Origin of the sequence: Paenibacillus plantarum, from assembly GCF_013141695.1 — a bacterium.
GTDB lineage: Bacteria > Bacillota > Bacilli > Paenibacillales > NBRC-103111 > Paenibacillus_E > Paenibacillus_E plantarum.
The window spans coordinates 18,213-35,910 of record NZ_WHNY01000063.1; the positions used below are offsets into that span (position 1 = coordinate 18,213).

At 43.4% G+C, this 17,698-nt stretch carries 14 protein-coding genes; 1 reads left to right on the forward strand and 13 read right to left on the reverse strand.

All coding sequences use genetic code 11. From position 1 onward, the window contains the following. Positions 1-76: 76 nt before the first annotated feature. From GC096_RS21100 to GC096_RS21110, 3 genes are all read right to left on the reverse strand, one after another. On the reverse strand, positions 77-1,699 hold the full coding sequence (locus GC096_RS21100) for a type 2 periplasmic-binding domain-containing protein (RefSeq protein WP_171632936.1): 1,623 nt from the start codon (positions 1,697-1,699) through the stop codon (positions 77-79). A gap of 122 nt (positions 1,700-1,821) precedes the next feature. Continuing rightward, positions 1,822-2,709 carry a carbohydrate ABC transporter permease gene (locus GC096_RS38785; RefSeq protein ID WP_171632937.1) on the reverse strand — a complete coding sequence of 296 codons (888 nt, stop codon included), beginning with the start codon at positions 2,707-2,709 and terminating at the stop codon, positions 1,822-1,824. Between the two features lie 15 nt (positions 2,710-2,724). Then, complete coding sequence (locus tag GC096_RS21110; protein WP_171632939.1) at positions 2,725-3,654, reverse strand: ABC transporter permease; 930 nt, start codon at positions 3,652-3,654, stop codon at positions 2,725-2,727. Positions 3,655-3,841: 187 nt separating this feature from the next. On the opposite strand from GC096_RS21110, the gene GC096_RS21115 reads away from it, so the two are divergent. Next, positions 3,842-5,227: an extracellular solute-binding protein gene (locus tag GC096_RS21115; protein WP_171632941.1), complete on the forward strand. Its 1,386-nt coding sequence runs from the start codon at positions 3,842-3,844 to the stop codon at positions 5,225-5,227. Positions 5,228-5,776: 549 nt separating this feature from the next. Here GC096_RS21115 and GC096_RS21120 read toward each other — a convergent pair. The 10 genes from GC096_RS21120 to GC096_RS21165 form a co-directional block, all read right to left on the reverse strand. Next, positions 5,777-7,120 (reverse strand): sugar phosphate nucleotidyltransferase, encoded by a 1,344-nt coding sequence (locus tag GC096_RS21120; RefSeq protein ID WP_171632942.1) that lies wholly within the window; start codon positions 7,118-7,120, stop codon positions 5,777-5,779. 39 nt (positions 7,121-7,159) lie between these two features. After that, positions 7,160-8,275: a glycosyltransferase family 4 protein gene (locus GC096_RS21125; protein WP_171632943.1), complete on the reverse strand. Its 1,116-nt coding sequence runs from the start codon at positions 8,273-8,275 to the stop codon at positions 7,160-7,162. Next, positions 8,272-9,096, reverse strand: coding sequence for a DUF6492 family protein (locus GC096_RS21130; protein ID WP_376769513.1), 825 nt, complete (start codon positions 9,094-9,096; stop codon positions 8,272-8,274). The genes GC096_RS21125 and GC096_RS21130 overlap by 4 nt, the downstream gene beginning before the upstream one ends. Before the next feature lie 136 nt (positions 9,097-9,232). Next, positions 9,233-10,324, reverse strand: coding sequence for a toxic anion resistance protein (locus GC096_RS21135; protein ID WP_246302869.1), 1,092 nt, complete (start codon positions 10,322-10,324; stop codon positions 9,233-9,235). Between the two features lie 13 nt (positions 10,325-10,337). Continuing rightward, positions 10,338-10,997 (reverse strand): hypothetical protein, encoded by a 660-nt coding sequence (locus GC096_RS21140; protein ID WP_171632945.1) that lies wholly within the window; start codon positions 10,995-10,997, stop codon positions 10,338-10,340. Positions 10,998-11,141: 144 nt separating this feature from the next. Then, on the reverse strand, positions 11,142-11,927 hold the full coding sequence (locus GC096_RS21145) for a carbohydrate ABC transporter permease (protein WP_056621886.1): 786 nt from the start codon (positions 11,925-11,927) through the stop codon (positions 11,142-11,144). A 128-nt stretch (positions 11,928-12,055) separates the two neighbouring features. Next, positions 12,056-12,937, reverse strand: a complete 882-nt coding sequence (locus tag GC096_RS21150; RefSeq protein WP_171632948.1) for a carbohydrate ABC transporter permease — start codon at positions 12,935-12,937, stop codon at positions 12,056-12,058. A gap of 66 nt (positions 12,938-13,003) precedes the next feature. Then, entirely contained in the window at positions 13,004-14,335 is a 1,332-nt protein-coding gene (locus GC096_RS21155; RefSeq protein ID WP_171632950.1) for an ABC transporter substrate-binding protein, read from the reverse strand. Positions 14,336-14,464: 129 nt separating this feature from the next. Beyond that, entirely contained in the window at positions 14,465-15,925 is a 1,461-nt protein-coding gene (locus tag GC096_RS21160; protein WP_171632951.1) for a helix-turn-helix domain-containing protein, read from the reverse strand. Continuing rightward, positions 15,903-17,693 (reverse strand): cache domain-containing sensor histidine kinase, encoded by a 1,791-nt coding sequence (locus GC096_RS21165; protein ID WP_171632953.1) that lies wholly within the window; start codon positions 17,691-17,693, stop codon positions 15,903-15,905. Before GC096_RS21165 ends, GC096_RS21160 begins: the two co-directional genes overlap by 23 nt. Positions 17,694-17,698: the final 5 nt, after the last annotated feature.

Here is a 17,698-nt window from a genome sequence, read left to right on the forward strand (position 1 = left end):
TCACTATGCGTACACGGGAGTCGCGCGGAATGTCGTACATGTGTTCAAAGGTTTACTGACTTACCAAGCTTCTTATTTACGGATTCTCTGACTTAAAGACAACTGGCGTTTTAAACACTTGCGAAATCGTCTTCGCATAGTTATCAAATATCTCTTTCCCGTGGTACGTGGTCATCAGTTCTTTCCGATATTTCGGCCAATTGCTTGCATCCTTCTCTTCAAAGAGGATCTTCACCATATATGCCCGCATTTGTGTACGGAAGGCACCAATATCAAAGCCTGGTGGCGGAGCTACGTTAGTACCAAGTACGGGATACTTATACGATTTCAGTTTCTCTACGATGGCTCGGTCATGGTCGGTTTCACGAGGATCGATAACTGTCAGACCAATCGGACTCGGATCTTGCACACCATAAGCGAAGATCGAACTATACACATCGAAGAAATTACCGTTAGCTTGATTATCTTTCGTAATCGCATCCGGAATTAAAGTAATCGTGTTACCGCTTTTCGTGTAATTGGTGCCCTCTTTCCCATAGTGAGAAAGCAAGTAACCTTCAGGTCCAGCTAACCAATCCATGATTTCAATGCTTTTTTTGATTTTTTCTGGCGGTGTTTTGGCTCCGAACAAGAACGGAACGCCCGGCAATGCAGCATAGTTAACAGCATCCGGCATAATGTGGAACGGAACGAAATCTGCTGTTTTGACGCCGCTGATATCAATGGTCTTCTTCTTCACACTCGTTGCTACGTTATCAAAGGCAGCCGTACGCAGCAAGCTTTGGAAAATCCCAGCTTTCCCAGCTTCTACTTTCTCAAGCTCTTGCCCAGGTTTAGCTAAAAACCAGTCCGGATCCACGATTTTCAAAGCGATTGTTGCACGAATATCATCGAGCACTTTCCCCGCCCGAATATCGGATTGCGGATCTACATATTCACCGTTCGCTTGATCATACCAGAGGTCAATCCCTAGTCCATTTTTATACCATTCTGGAAATTGTTTCGAAACCCCAATACCGTTTCCGGTTGTCGTGAAACCGTATGTGTCATTTTTTCCATTGCCGTCTGGATCATTAAACGTGAATGCTTTCATGACATTAATCATTTCGTCATAATTCGTTGGCACTTTCAGGCCAAGCTTATCCAGCCAGTCTTTACGCACATAATACGATTGGTAAAGCTGCTTCTCATAAGGGACAGGTGCACGCATGAAGACCTCTTGCACTTGGTAGCGTGAAATAATTTCAGGGGTTACCCACTTGTAGTAGTTGGGCATCGTTTGCGGGTTCACATAGGGAGTTAGATCGGCGACCGCTTTATCGATAATAAATTGATTTGTTTGCGCTCCGTCAGCTTGGAACATATCAGGTGTTGCACCAGATGAAATTTTTAAATTAATTTTGGTCTTATGATCTTCACCAGGGACTCCGTACTCCATGTTTAATTTAACGTTGAACTTCTGCTCAATCGCTTGACGAATGTAATCCTTATCGGGAGCAGGCAATGACACATCGTTGGTCGGTACAAAAGTTAACCAGTTCAGCGTCATGGGTGGGGATTTCGTAGCTGCCGCTGTTTCAGGCGCAGATGAGGTTGTCGTAGATGCGGATGGTGTAGACGTAGCGTCGTCTTTCGAACAAGCACTTAATACAACCAAGCTGGCGATTACGCCGAATGCTACCTGTTTACGCACTTTCATGCAAACGACCTCCCATTTGTACTCGAATTCATACTCAAGTCTACTCTGGTTGCAGGTGTGACTGAATCGAAGCAAAACACAGCATCACTCCCTTCAAGATCGTTAGTTCGGCTAATGAACCATTACCCTTTGATGGAACCGACAAGCATTCCTTTTATGAAATATTTCTGAATAAACGGATAGATCGCCAATAGCGGCAATGTTGTCACAACAACCGTTGCCATTCGGATTGTGTCTGGCGGAAGTGTTTGTATCACAGATGGATTCGTATTCAACTCTTGGCTCACGCTAGACGTTACTATCATATTGCGCAGAATAACCTGAATCGGATACAGTGCACGATCTGACAAATACAAGATGGCATTGAAGTAGGAATTCCATTGAATCACGCCATAGAATAAGCCAATTGTAACGATAATCGGCATGGATAAAGGGATAACGAGTTGGAATAACGTTCTAACGTCCCCACATCCATCGACTTTTGCCGACTCTTCTATTTCCGTAGGGAAATTGATAAAGTAGGTCCGCATAATAAACATGTAGAACGGCGAGACAAGTGTAGGAATAATGAGTGACCAAATGGAATTGATCAACCCCAGGCCTTTTACGACTAAATAGGTAGGCACTATGCCTCCGCTAAAGAGCATTGTGAACACGATCGCTAGTAGAAAAAATCGTCCTCCAGGTACATCCTTCTTCGAGAGTGGATAAGCTAGACAAATGGTGACCAACAGACTTAAGAAGGTGCCAATGACCGTAATCACAACAGATATCTTAAGCGCATCTGGGACAAGCTTGCTGCCGAAGATGGCTCTGTACGCCTGCAAGGTTACTTGCTCTGGAAATAGGACGAATCCTCCATTACGGATTAGTTCCTTATAGGGAGTAATCGACTCGATGAACACAAAGTAGAGTGGGAACACCGCAGATAAACAACAGAGTGTAAGGAAAACATAAATGACTACATCGATAATTCGATCTGATTTGGTCTTATGTACCGCATAGGACACAGGTTCCACCACCTCTTAGTAGATTCCAGAACCACCTAATTTTTTCGCGATTCGGTTAGCAGCAATGACGAGCACAAATCCAATGACTGATTTAAATACGCCCATTGCGGCCGGAATACTGAAATCACTTTGTTCGATAATTCGGCGGAATATCCACGTATCTAGAATATCCCCGACAATCGTCACTCGCGCATTGAGGAACACATAAATTTGATCGAAACCTGCATCGAGAATTGTCCCTAACCGCAGGATTAACAATAAGATGAATACCTCGCGGACACCAGGCAGTGTAATATGCCAAATTTGCCTCCATCGGCCAGCTCCATCCACAACGGCAGCTTCATACAGCTCAGGATTAATTGTCGCTAAAGCAGCTAAGAAGAAAATAGCGCCAAACCCCGTATTTCTCCATACATCGGTTAGAATGATGAGCGGCCGGAAGAGATCCGAATTGGCAAGGACATTCAGTTCACCCCATCCCATATTTTGATAGAACGTCGTGACGAGCCCTGTGCCCGGAGAGAAAAATGAATAAACTAAACCGTATACGATTACCCATGATAAAAAGTAAGGTCCGTATGTGATCGTTTGAACGATCTTTTTAAACCATGTGACACGGATTTCATTGAGCAGCAAGGCGAGAATTAAATCAGGAAGTAGATTGAAGACGAGTCGGTAAAGACTTATGAGGAGTGTGTTGGTCATGAGTCGGAGAAAATCTGGTGATTCAAAGATCGTTTGGAAATTGCGCCAACCTACCCAGGGACTATCCCAGATGCCTCTGGTGACACTGTAATCCTTGAATGCAACGAGTAAGCCAGCCATCGGAATGTAGCGAAAGATAAGGAAGTACAATAAGCCTGGGGCCATTAACAGATAGAACCATCGATATCGATATACTTTTCGAATAACACGATTTGACTTGGCACTGATGATGGACGCCATGTGGTCACCCCCCGTTTACAATCCCATTATAATTTATATTCACAAAAAAATACAAGTGCTATACATGTTTAAAACATGTCTTTAAATTGACCAAAAGCCTTGCTAGTCCTCACTATTTTCTTGTTGTATATTTTCCAAATATTGTTTAGAATACATACAACTGCGCAAATAGGTGGGGATTCTAGTTATGAGAAAAAAGGACCAATATTGCTATTCTTCTTTGACCGATATCCTGCGGGAGCAAATTCTTTCGGGCTTTATTAAGAAGGATGAGTTCCTCATGTCCGAAAATGAATTAAGCAAATATTACGAACTCAGCCGCAGCTCCGTTCGCAAATCACTCGACCTCCTGTTGAAGGAAGGGCTCGTTGTGAAAAAAGCCGGACTGGGCACCTTCGTCTCCCCTAATGTCACTGTACGGAAATCGAAGCGGAAAGTATTGCGCATTTTGACAATTACGCCTTCTTACTTTGTCGATCACTGCTTGCCATTCATTTGCGAAACGTTCGAACAACAGCATCTCGACGTGGACATTAAGTTGCTCAGCTTTCCAATCACTCAATTCTGGGAATCCCTTCATAAGTGCATCGAAATGGGCATTCAACCAGACATTTGTATCATCACGGATACGATCTTCCAAGAGCTTAAATCGATGGATGATTTCGTTAGTTTAGACAGAATTATGGATGATGAGCTGAATCGAATGTACCCTAAGGTGATCGACGGATTCCGCAAGGACGGCAGCGTCAAAGCGATACCTGTCACATTTTCAGGTATTTGCCTGGCCTACAATCCGCGCATGTTCGACAAATACAACGTCGAAGCGCCGCGTCATGGATGGGATAAGGAAGCGTTTATCGAGACAGCTGGGCGGTTGACATTTGATACCAACGATGATGGTATTATCGATAATTATGGTTTCTCACTCCCTTCGACACTTAACCGTTGGAACGTAATCGCGATGCAGCATGGCTTTGACTTTCATAAGCCGAATAAGAAAGCGCTCCTAGATACGCTAACTTTTATGCACGATATGATCTATCGACAAAGAAGCGCGCTCGTTTCTCATATGCAACTGCATCGCGTTGCTTTCCAAAGCGAACAAGTCGCCATGATGCTGACGACTACCATTGAGCTTGCTGGATTTGGCGACAAGCTGCCTTTCGAGCCCAAATTCGCGCCGATGCCATTCGGAGATTCACCGAATACGTTACTAATCGCGAATGCCTTGATGGTTCATTCCGCAAGTACGGAACGTGAACTGGCGATCCAATTCCTTCAGACTGCCTGCCATCCAGATGTTCAGGCCAAAATCGCCGAATCACGCTTCCTCTCAGTACTTCCCGATATCAATAAGATGATGTGGGACCCGCTTGATCTGGCGTCTCTCCATATTTCAGATGGTCAATTACATCATGCCTTCTATCAACATGAAACCATCTCTGACACGCAAATGATGCAAGAGGTTAACCAGGAGATGATGTTGTATTGGGAAGGTATGGAATCGGCCGAGCAATGTGCGAAACGACTGCAGAAGATTCTTGCTCCGCGTAAGAAAGTGGCCAGTCGGTAAAATAAGGACCGCCAGAAAGTAGATTTACCTACTTTGCGGCGGTCGAGAATTAACCCTAATCTGTGCATTGTTGTCACTCGTCGAGTACACGATTCGATAAATCGAAACCTTATAGGTACCTGCCGCAAGAGTTAGCGTCCACTTCACACCTACACCAGGTTTTATAGGAATATCGCGTTGATGAATTGTTATAGCCCAATAAACTGCTATCCCCAAATTTCCCCGACAACTCTGCATATCCCGTTGTTCCGTTATCAACGATGATCGCGCAGATCGCTGAATTCAAGGAAATCGTTCAGAAGGGCTGACTGTTGATGTGTACGAGGATCGCATTCATATTCGGGGGCGGGATTTTGCGATTATTGTTTGGATCTCCTAAGCCGATTTTATTGTAAAGCGATAATTAGATTGAAGATAAATAGACCAGTCACCTAAACGTGACTGGTCTATTTATACGCCAGAATTTGTATGCTTTGGTTTTTGGAGTAAGCAAAGTTTCCCCCTTATTTATGGCTGAGATAGTCGATATAATCGACTATCTCCCTTTTTCTACCATATATCCGAAAATCGAGTAATATCTTCTTGTGACAGTTCCTTGCCCAACAAGACTTCCATGAATTCAAGATGAGTAACTGCCTTGATACCATGCTTAATGCCAGCAAGAATTAGCAGAACATCACCTGCCATCAGTTTATATAGTTTGTCCTCCATAAGAATTTCTGCGATGCCTGAAAGAATCGTTAGGCTTTTTTGCCGATTCTGATGCTGGTGATAACTGGTCATCTTCCCATGCGCGAGCTTCACAAGTTTAATCATACCTTCAGTCCCATTTTCATCATTTTTCCAATATTTCAAAATGTGATATGAGCCCCATCTTTTCTCCACGTGCATCGGAATCTGGGTGACTTGTGCTAGCCTTTCCTTAATTAAATGGGCTTTCTCCTTATTCGCAATCAAGATACCGTCCGGATTTGCCGCGACAACGAGATCCGAAACGCCAATGACTTCAATGGGATAAGGTAGTTCGTTGATAAGGTGTGTATTTACGGAATCATCTGAGATCCTTCCTGGTCCAATAACGCTTTGCTCACAATGAGGAGTTAGTGCCTTCCATGTGCCCACATCCTGCCATAAACCTACATACTTTATAACCACAGCGTTTTGACTATGCTCAACGACTTCGCGATCAAAGCTTGTATTGGCAAGATGCTCATACTTAGCCAGCCATGAATCAACTCGTGCCGGTTCCCCTTTGTCCTTTAAATAGGTCAGCATGTACTTTAATGGAAATGCGAATATACCACAATTCCATAGAGCATGCTGCTCCATTAATTGAGCGGCAACATGCTCATTTGGCTTTTCGATGAAGTGATCAATATTTGCAAATTCTTCGTTCACTTTAGGGAGAACTGGCACAATATAACCGAATTGATCAGAAGGCATCGTCGGGTTGGTTCCAAGTAGAGCTAGATCAGCTTTAGATCGTGAAATAACCTCAGGAAAGCGATGAAGCAACTGGAAAAATGCGGAATCTGCATAAGTGTCCACTGGGAGAATACAGATCGTTTCATCCGAATCAACCAACATTTTCTCATGCAAATAAGTAACAGCTAAAGCTATGGCCGCATAGGTTCCCCTTTTAAATGGTTCACTTAGGATAGGAATGTGTTCGCCAACATACGTACGTGTTATCTCTACTTGACTGTGATGCGTAACAATGCATGTGTATGGCAGTAAGCCTACCTCATCTAATTGTCTGCATATTCGCTCAATCATCGATTCTCTAACCCCATTTGTGGATTTCAAAAGCTTAAGAAACACCTTGGAGCGAATCTCATTGGATAAAGGCCATAGCCTTTTTCCTGATCCCCCGCACAACAGTACAATACGCAAGCCAAATCCTCCTTTCCTGGGGGACGTCACGCTTCACCCTTATTTCTTGGATTGAATGACTTTATCAACAACATGCTTCATCAGCATCCCTGCACGTGACCAAGTCAAATGAAGGACATCCAATCTTCCCTGACTTCCCTTACGCTTACATAATTCGGGATTCTCGTAGGCTTTCCTCATATTCATTCGCAAACTATAATGATCAGGTTCAGCCCACAGCTGTCCCTTCTCAGCAAACAGGTACCTGAATGAGCGCGATATGGCATGTGAACTATTCATGCTAATGGACGGATTCTTCAGTTGATAGGGAATGAGAAACGAGTTATTGTTCGTCAGGAAATCCATTTGCCCGCCCCAAGCAGTCGTAATGACAGGGATGCCGCTGGCCAACGCTTCTAGAAACGGGAGTCCTACCCCTTCGCCTCGCGTAGGAAGGACGAAGGCATCTCCAAGTGTATATAGTCCTTTTAGCTGCTTTCCGCTTAATCGTCTTCCAATAATGACAACGGGCGCTGTATCTTTGTTTATACCCAATCTCTTTTTGTACTGCCTTATTTGCCGCTGAATCCATTTTTCATTTTCATAAGGCATATAGCCGTTCGTTTTGATCACAAGAATAACGTTATCTTCGGATGAAAACTCTTCCCAATACGCACGCAGCAAGCCTTCGGGGTTTTTACGATGTTGAAAGCCAAATACCGACACGAAAGTGAACCTGCCTGCAGCACGCGGCAATACAAACTTCGGATTGGTTGGTTTAAATACCTTCGTATCTACACCATGCGGAACAATGTAAATCGGGACTGTAACCCCGCTGTTCTGAAGTGCACGCTTATTATGTTGCGTGGGTACACAGACCGCATCAAATTTGTTCATATGAGAACGCCATTTGTTTGGCGTTTTGCTGGTTTCCCAAACGGTATTTAGAATGATGGGATCATATAGACTTCGTTCATGACCCCAATGAATATGGCTCGGAACACCGTGATAGATAAGCACTCTCTTGCCTTTGGAAGGTCTTTTACCAACGCTTAAATGCCCAAACCTAACAGCAACGCCTTTCCGTTTCAAAGAAGCCGCATAGGTTCTACTTGCATGACCAAGACCACTAGCTTTGTGTACAGGTCCCTTCCAGACAACAACATAGGGCTTCATCTCGTCACTAACCTAACCGTTTTAACATATCCCTTGCGTTTATGCAGTGAAATGGATCTATATCTTTTAGCCAAGGAAGACATCCTAGATTGTGTAATTTGGGCATTGTTCAAATGTAAGCTTTTATTCATTGCAGGCTTCAAAATCATCTTATGCGCAGACGATGAATACAGAAAATTACCATATGTTTCGAACTCCGAAAAGGCAAACTGCTTGGATCTATTCATACTTTTCATTATGGCGGTATACCAGGAGCTCTTATGTTTATTCTCGATGGTTTGTTTCAGCTGCTTAACTTTAGATTTCTCAAACAACATGTAATGGGTAACGAAAGACAATCTCGCTGATCGATTTCTACCCATCAATTTTCTATACGTATTAAAATATTCACCCTGGCTCCAGTTCCGGCAATAAAATACTGTCTTGTTGCCAATCTTGAAAACATGGGGTCGTATGAGCACGGTATCTGCATCAATGACCATATAATAGTTGGATGTGCACAAGGTATCTCCGTTCAATTTAAGTAACTGTTGATACAGCCATCCCGTCCGATCCCACGTTTTCGATTGATAATGGATATCCTTTTTCGTGATAGGGAGAACGGTATCTTCGTGAACGAATCGGCATCCTTTTCTCTCACATAGATCGAGAATCCGTTGTTTCCACGGAGCTACAATGATAATTTCACCAATCGGATGCTTGACATATTTTCTTACCGCGTCAATGACAAGGGGAAGCGTCCCCAAATCTTTCTCAATCGCTGGGATTAACACATCAATTTGAGGAGTCTTGCTATTCCCCTCTTTAATTTGCATGAACATTTAATCATCTCCATTATTCGAACATATGAATTATCATATGTCAGAAGAAAGAAATGGCATGGGTTATGTGGCATGAGGCAAGCACAAAAAAGCTGCCAAGGATTACATCCCTGACAGCCCATTCTCATGCTATGATTTATTCCAAAAGTCCACTTAATTCGGACGCTTTGATTTCTGCATTCGTTTTATTCCCAGGCGTTAAGCCAAGTCTTTGCGTCATTTGCTGGCTGATGTTGCCAAGCCGTTGCGTGTGCTCCGTAGCTGATTGAATGATTGTCCGATTGGACTGTTCAAATAAATCCAACGCGGCGAATAGGTCTGTCATGCCTCGCTCGATCGAATCCATTTGCAAGCCTGGTTTCCCAAGCAGCTCATTTGTTCGTTGTGTTGTTTCTTTCAACAATCGCGAATTATCCTCAAACATTTTATTCAATGTCGAGTTCGCGGAATTGACCGCTTCAATCGTTTGAACTTGATCTTCAATGGCCATCGAGATCATGGCAGAGACTGTCAACAAGTTCTGCGTTTTATCAATCGTCGCATCTACGGCATCAATCAGCTTATCGTTGTTGTCGTTAATGATATCTGTTCCTGCAATCGCTTGTTGATACAGAATGACCATTTCTTGAAAGGACTGAATCCGCGTCACTACCTTACGAAGTCCTCTCTCCAAATGTGTTTTACGATGCTCATTCTCGGGCTTGGCTATTTCAACTTCGAAAAGCTGCTTTAAATTCTCGCCCATCGCAATTCGCATTTGCAAATTATAGACAGATTCAATTGAATTTTTCTTCAGCGTTTTCATATACGCCATATTCTCTTCTAGCGTTTCCTTCCCATTACGAAGGGATTGTACAATGGCATTTACATTTGTTTTCACGGACTGATATTTATAAATATAGTTCTTAAGTGGCGTCTTCTTCATCATCTTCTCAAAAAAGCCAAGCTGCTTGCTCTTGCTCAACGAATCAATTTCGCCGCGCAGTTTCAGAATGTTGTTTTGGACCTCTGAGCGTTTACCCGACATCAATTCATTCACCGGGCGCTCTAGCATCGCTAGAGATTGTCCAGCCTGTTCCATCGTTTTGGATCCCATACGTCCAATCGAATCCATTAGCGTTTCTAATTCCATCGTATCGGTCGCCGAAACCTTCTCGAGTAACTGTTTGGCTTCTTGCTCTACTTTCTGCAAATCGGTCGATTTTAATTGCACCAATTGGGTTGTCAAGTTCCATGCCTCCTTAGTCTGTTGAACGATAACGCTGTTGGATTAGTTCCATGCGTGTCTGCAATTCAATTAAGTCTTTTTGTTCGATCGTTTCTACATAGTCAGTGAGCTTAGAGTTAATATCCTTGATACCTGTGAGAAGAAGTCGACGATTCAATCGTTTGGCTTCCCCGCCTAACTTCAGAAAGGGATTAATCGCACCATTTAAATCCTTAAAAATCAATCTTTGTATGTTATGATTCATATTTGCATCATTTAACTCTTTCAATTGCGGAATTAACCGACCTACCCGAGAGAGTAAGCTAAGGGTCTTTTCGACAATTTCATCATCTACGGTATTCTTCTGCCCCTCCGAGATCATCGTCTCTTCAATCACATGGATATACTCGGCAATCGGTCCCCAGAAAGGATCACTTTCAGCTTGGATTTCAGTATCGCTAGTAGCATTGGAAATCGATGCGATCGTTGTATTCACAGCAGGTTCACTTATTGGTACGTTAGTCGTTGTTCCCTTAATAGCTTTGGAAGAACGTTGGAGCACAAGAATAGTTCCAAATGTTATCGTTGCTGGTACTAATAAATTAATGGCTTCTGGTAAGAAACTAGTTGTTATGAGACTGACGACATATCCTGCAAGAGAGATGCCTGCTGCGACTTTGAATTGCTTTTGCATGAATCTTCACACCCCTGTTCCATCGTGTTACCCACTAAAATCATATCTCCCCTAGCGATTGATGTCAATTTAAAGCAGGCAAAAAGCCAGATAAACGCAACATGCGTCCACTGGCTTTATCGGTTTTGATGTACGTATAGCTGATTAACCTTTCACAGCGGTATTGGAAATCCCTTGAATGATGAACTTCTGACCCAGCATGAAAACGAGAATCATCGGTAGAATGGCTGCACTCGCAGCAGCCATCATGCCATTGTAATCGACATTAAATTCCATAATGAAATTCTGCAAACCCAATGGAATGGTATATAACTTGCGATCTGTCAGAAACACGAGGGCGTTCTCATAATCGTTCCAATGCCAAGAGAAATCGATGATCGCTAACGTAGCCATTGCCGGTTTAGCTAAAGGAAGCATCAGTTGAAGGAATATGCGATAATGACCGGCTCCATCCATGAAGGCCGATTCTGAAATTTCGGCTGGAATCCGAATGAAAAACTGTCTCATTAAAAATACGCCAAAAATAGAAATCATACCTGGGAGAATAAGTGCCCAAAGCGTATTATAGATACCCACCCATTCAAACATAATGAATTTGGGGACGAACAATACCTGAGGTGGAATCATCATCATCGATAAGTAAATGAGAAACAATGTATCTCTGCCTTTGAACGTAATTCTGGCGAAGCTGTAAGCAGCCAATGACGAGAGTAATGTCGCGCCAATTGTACAGACTACCGCTACCTTGATGGAGTTCATATAGTATGTTGCAAAGCCCATGCTGCCTGTCCAAACTCGGATATGATGCTCCATATTAAAATGGGAAGGAATCCAGCGGATGGGGTATTCAAATACTTCAGCCGGCGATTTAAAAGACGTACTGATCATCCAAATAAATGGCATAATCATAGCCAGACCGAGGATGAACATGATAAGTGTCGTTCCTGCTTTGATTAGGGTTGAGAGCGGAAACCGCCTCTTGGTTCGAGATTTTGCACCTGCCCTAATGTTCGATTGCACAGTAGCCATCGAGGTTACCTCCTACTCCATTATTCGCCTTAATAGTGAACCCATTTCTTTTGCCCAAACCATTGGACGAATGTAATTGCCGCGATAATTAAGAACAAAACCCAAGATATCGTAGATGCATAGCCCATTTCATAATAGCCAAACGCATTTTTGTAGACGAATAGAGATAAAATGGTCGTACTGTTCCCAGGACCACCTTGTGTAATGGCTTGGATCAATCCAAATGATTTGATGGTCATAATTAAACCAGTAATGAGAAGCAAGAACGTCGTCGGGCTGACGATTGGGAAAATGATCGATTTAATTTTTACCCATCCACTTGCGCCATCCACTTTAGCAGCTTCAAGCAGCTCAGGAGATATTTCTTGTAAGGCTGCCAAATAAATAATCATATTATAGCCGAGCATGAACCAGATCCAGATGATATCTATCGCCATCATAGACGTTTCCGTTGTAGACAGCCATCCCGGTGGATTTGACATCCCTATGGCTCGTAACATCTGATTAATTGGGCCTTCAGAAGGTTGAAACAACAGCATCCATACGAAAGCAACTGCCACACCACTTGTAATGTAGGGTAGGAAATACATGGCACGCAGCAATCCTTTGGCATACACATGCTTATTCAGTACAAGTGCTACTAGAAACGCAAGCATAATGGAAATAGGTACCGATAGAAGATACCATCCTGTATTACGAAGCGAGACATAGAATAGATCATCATGGATAAGACGCTTGAAGTTATCTATACCCACGAAATGATAATTAGGATTGGCGAATTGATAATTAGTGAATATGAGGCCGAAAGAGAAAATCGCCGGTACAATAAAAAAGAGGAGAACACCCAGCATGTTTGGTGCAATAAATAAATAGCCGGTTAAACTTTGTCTGGCCATCCAGTTTTTCTTCACATCCGATAACCTCCCTTAGTATGCATACAGGGGAACCAGCCGAAGCCACTCCCCCTGCTTTTCTACTTATTTGGTTGTTTTCATAAATTCATTATGCCGTTTGACCATAGCCGCCAGCGTTGCTGCAGTATCTTGCTTGCCTAAGAAAAACTTCTCATATTCTTCTCTGCGTAGGTCCATGACTTGTTGAGGCAGGTTACGCGTAAACGTAGGCGTCTTGTTCTCGAACAGTACATATTTCAAAGAAGGAATATCATACGTACTCTCATTTTCACCTAAAAGCAATTTCAAAGCATCCTCAACATTCGCATCCTTGGAAGATGGAATTCGTCCGCCGGAAGCAAGTGGCAGTAACCCTCCGTCTGCATACCATTTCAAGAACTTCCATGCGGCATCTTTATTAGCCGTCTTCGCATTGATCGAAACGAAATCGCCTAAACCACCACGACCGATACCATTTTGTTCATTGCTATCTAGTCTCGGAACAGGCGCAAACGCAATTTTGAACGTCCTTGGATTATCTTTCAGGTTATTTGAATTTCGGAAAATCCAGGAACCTGCGTTCAGCATGGCGCTCTCACCTTTCAGAAACATCGTTTCTACAGGCATCTTGGTTGTCAGCTGTTCGCCAAGCATTGGTGTACTCTTGTCCTTCATCATGGTATTCAATGTATCTAACCAAGTCCCCATCAATGGGTTATCCAGATTGGAGCTGCCATCTTTCTTCGTGTACCCATCGTGAGTCAATGCGGAATCCAACGAATCTGGGAATGACTCTAAATGCTGGACAAGTCCAAAGCGCTTATCGGCTTTCAATTTCGTAGCATAGTCCTGCATATCCTTCCATGTCCAGGACGTTGGCACTTTAAGTCCCGCCTGATCGAGCATCTCTTTGTTAAACCACACGAAGAACGTACTCTTAACGGTTGGAACACCGTAATACTTACCATTAACTTGCCAATCCTTCGACGTCGAGCCCATCTTTTGTTCAATGTTATAATCGGTATAACTGCTCATATCCAACGCTACACCAGCATCCACACGCTTCTTCAAGGCTGTGCCTGAATAGTTCACGAATAAATCAACACTTTGACCCGTGAGTAGTGCCGTATCTAATTTCAGATTACCTGCGTCGTCATTTACATAGCGTTCATACTCCACTTGAATGTCTGGATTTTTCGCATTCCAATTGTCAACAACCGCTTGAGGACCTGATTCTGGCGGAACGCCACCCCACATTTTCAGCTTTACGACCTTGCCAGCGGCTGCTGCTGTCGTACTAGGACTAGTCGTACTGGCGCTGCTGGAGGCTGAGTCACCAGATGTATTCCCGCATGCTGTAAGACCTAAAGTAAGAGCTAGGGCACCAAGCATCATTGTGTTCTTTCTCTTTGTCATTTTGGATTGACCTCCTGCAATTGATTACTTACAGTACCTACTTTATCACCCATTACGCATGCGAATAAGAAACAGAATCCATGATTTCATAGAACAAAAGTCACATTGTCGAAAAATCACGAAAAGTGTTTATGTTCGGTTTCTGAAGCTTGCAGGGGTCCCGCCAGTGAATCGTTTGAAAATTTTAATGAAATAATTATCATTCGCGAACCCAACTCGTTCACCAATTTCACTAATCGTTCGATCCGTTTCCCGCAGCAATCTTTGGGCATGTTCGATTCGAATCTGATGCAAATATTGAATAATACTTACGCCCAGTTTCTTCTTAAATAAACCGCTAACATATTTATCATCCATGCAAACAAGCTTTGCCAAGGTGTCTAACGTAATTTCCTCCACATAGTGTTCATGCAAATAAGAGATGATCTTATTGATCTCAGGATGATCAGAAATAGGAATGCGAGATGCGCTCAAGTGTTTGATATGTGCTTCCAGACGAGTCAAGAATACAGATTTAAGACGATGATGGTCGGATGCGAGCATCTCTTCTTCATCAACCGTGCTGAGTTGCGATATTCTTGCGCACAAATGGACAATTCTCGCGGCTGCCTGCTTCACTTGCTGCTGCGGAGCATGCTGAACTTCGAATTTCCCCCACAGCTCATTCACTGCTCCAACAACAGCATCCCATCTTAGCTGTTCCAAATTGTGCCAGATTTCATGCTCCAACCCCCACGTATCAGCAGTTTCACGCAGAGGCGTGCCTACAGAAGTGCATAGTTTCGCTCTAAAAGTTGGATTGTACCACTCCGTATTCAATGCTATCAGAACGCTTTTCCACGTTTCCATAAGGTGTGCAGCTGAGATTAATTCCGTATAGATTAGGCTATATGGCAAGGCTTGTTCTGATGGCATGATGAACTGTGAAGCGGTTGGTAACCACATGAATAGGTAGCTAACACCGTCTATGGTCAGCAAATGCCAGACAGCTGCGGAGGCCACATCGTTTTCTATTAAATGAAGTGCGAAGAAATCTTCTCGTGTGTATGCAGGTCGTCCGTGTTGCACCGCGATGATGCTCAACTCACGTCCTTGAACACCAGGGATCTCAAGCTCGCTTTCCTTGCCTTCCGGGGATTGGGCTCCCCCCACCATTAACTTCCACAATTTACGATACACCGCTTCAGCTTCTCGTATTTCGGCACTTCTACGGTCGATTAGCTCTTTTTCAACCTTACTCATCGTCTCTGCTAATGTCTCATGATCCATATAGAGCTTGAGCATATAACTAGTCGCGCCGAACTCCAGCGCCTGCTGAACGTTCTCGAAATCACTCATAACCGTCAGCATGACGAAACGACTTGTGAAGCCTTCCTTCCGCGCTTGTTTCAACAAGTCCACACCATTCATCAGCGGCATAACAATATCTGTGATGACAACGTCCGGTTGGCATTCCCGGATTTTATCCATCGCCTCAAAGCCATTACCTGCTTCCCCAATAATGGTGAAGCCCATTTCCTTCCAACGCATCGTTTCTTTCACTTTTCTTCGAACGAAAACCTCATCCTCAACGAGTAGAACGGTCCACATGGGAATCACTTCCTTTCTGATAAGGTGTGGACATGAGGAGCGGAAGCTGAATACGAACCATGCAACCGTGTGATACCGGAACGAACGCAAGACTCGCTTCTTTCTTGAAAAGGAGGGCTAAACGCTCTCTCAAGTTTTGTAAAGCGATGCCGTTATGGTCCTTTTTGGACAACCCTTCACTATATTCGAGTCCGACACCATTATCGACCACCTCAAGGGTAAGTTGAGAGTCTTTCGTGAATACATGGATCGAGATGTGACCTTTCTCTTGGATCTGTGAAATTCCGTGATATATCGCATTTTCCACGATCGGTTGAAGGCTAAGTTTCGGAACGAGTGCGTATTTCAAGTCATCGGCATACACATAGTCAACTTGAAATTGTTGATCATATCGGAATTGTTGGATATAGATATATCCTCGGACAAGCTCCAGCTCTTGTTCCAAATGGATGAGATCTACATCGAGCTTCAGTCCAGCCTCTGTTAATCTGCCAAGCGACACACATATTTTCGGAATCGCATTGTCCCCTTTTTCCAATGCCAACCAGCGTATTGTGTTCAACGTATTCAACAAGAAATGAGGATTCATCTGCGAAAGCAGCATTTGGAATCGACTGGCTTCCTTCTGCCGTTCCTCAACTTTTAAACGTTGTACGAGTCCGTTCATATCGACAATCATTTGATTGAATGCTTGTACAATGGGTTGGATGTCCCCGCCGTATCTTTGATCAGGGAGTCGTACTTTCAAATCTTTCCGAACGACATCGAGCATTTTAGCTTGAATGAGTCGAAGTGGACGCGTAACCGCGGATGCGATAAGAAACGTGATGATCATGAAAGCAATTGTGAAAATAATAAGCGTGCCCATATAGGCATTCTGAATCGATCGAAGCTCAGCAAAGAGTACATGGGATGGCACTGTTTTGATTAAATAAGCATGGAACGAGGGTACAACTGTATAGTTGATAAACGTACTCCCTTGTATGAAAAAGCCACTACTCGAACCGTCTGTTAGCAAATGATCGATGATCGGTGCCTCCAAAGGCATAAGAGACTTATTTGCGCCAGAATGTACGATTTCATTTCCTTTTTGATCAATCAAATAATACTGCTCGGAGGTTGGACTTCCGTTCGTTGCAGATTTAAACCAGCTTTCGTAGTCTACCGCGATGTGTATGATCGCTCGAATGGTACCATCTGCGTCCCTTATAGGAGTAGAAATAGCTACGAGCTGCGGGCTTTTGTTAACATCAAATAGCACTTCATTGCTTTCCAATTGCCATTGATAAGGTGCAGAAGCAGATAAAGCACTTTGGAACCAAGGTTTTGCCTGAATCACTTCATAATTTAAGCGCTGCGCTGGCGGGAATGAAGTATACACGTTACCGAGTAAATCAACAATCGTATAGAAAACGGGTGGACTTGAGATGAAAAGACTATTCGTTACCGAACGAAATCGTTCCTCAATTTTACGTTGATTCACGATTTGATCGACGACTTCCGGCTGCTTTAACACGGAAATGACGGATGAATCTTGCTCGAACATCGTAATCGTCTTAAACGTCGTGGCGAGCAGACTTTCAAGTGACTCATTCATTTTGTTCATTTGTAAGAGGCTTTGTTCACTCGTTTTTTGTTGTAGATTGAGCTTCACTTTTTGAAAATTATAAATATCCAAGACGGAGAATGGCAGAAGAATAAGTACGATAAATGCCAGAAATAGGCGATTTTTTAATGTTAAAGATGAAAACCAATTTAGTAACGGCACGTGAA

Bases quoted from the DNA above. Each gene is read 5' to 3' on its own strand.
- GC096_RS21100 (WP_171632936.1), bottom strand. From the start codon at position 1,699: ATGAAAGTGCGTAAACAGGTAGCATTCGGCGTAATCGCCAGCTTGGTT.
- GC096_RS21110 (WP_171632939.1), bottom strand. From the start codon at position 3,654: ATGGCGTCCATCATCAGTGCCAAGTCAAATCGTGTTATTCGAAAAGTA.
- GC096_RS21115 (WP_171632941.1), top strand. From the start codon at position 3,842: ATGAGAAAAAAGGACCAATATTGCTATTCTTCTTTGACCGATATCCTG.
- GC096_RS21125 (WP_171632943.1), bottom strand. From the start codon at position 8,275: ATGAAGCCCTATGTTGTTGTCTGGAAGGGACCTGTACACAAAGCTAGT.
- GC096_RS21130 (WP_376769513.1), bottom strand. From the start codon at position 9,096: ATGTTCATGCAAATTAAAGAGGGGAATAGCAAGACTCCTCAAATTGAT.
- GC096_RS21140 (WP_171632945.1), bottom strand. From the start codon at position 10,997: ATGCAAAAGCAATTCAAAGTCGCAGCAGGCATCTCTCTTGCAGGATAT.
- GC096_RS21145 (WP_056621886.1), bottom strand. From the start codon at position 11,927: ATGTTCATCCTCGGTCTGGCTATGATTATGCCATTTATTTGGATGATC.
- GC096_RS21155 (WP_171632950.1), bottom strand. From the start codon at position 14,335: ATGACAAAGAGAAAGAACACAATGATGCTTGGTGCCCTAGCTCTTACT.
- GC096_RS21160 (WP_171632951.1), bottom strand. From the start codon at position 15,925: ATGTGGACCGTTCTACTCGTTGAGGATGAGGTTTTCGTTCGAAGAAAA.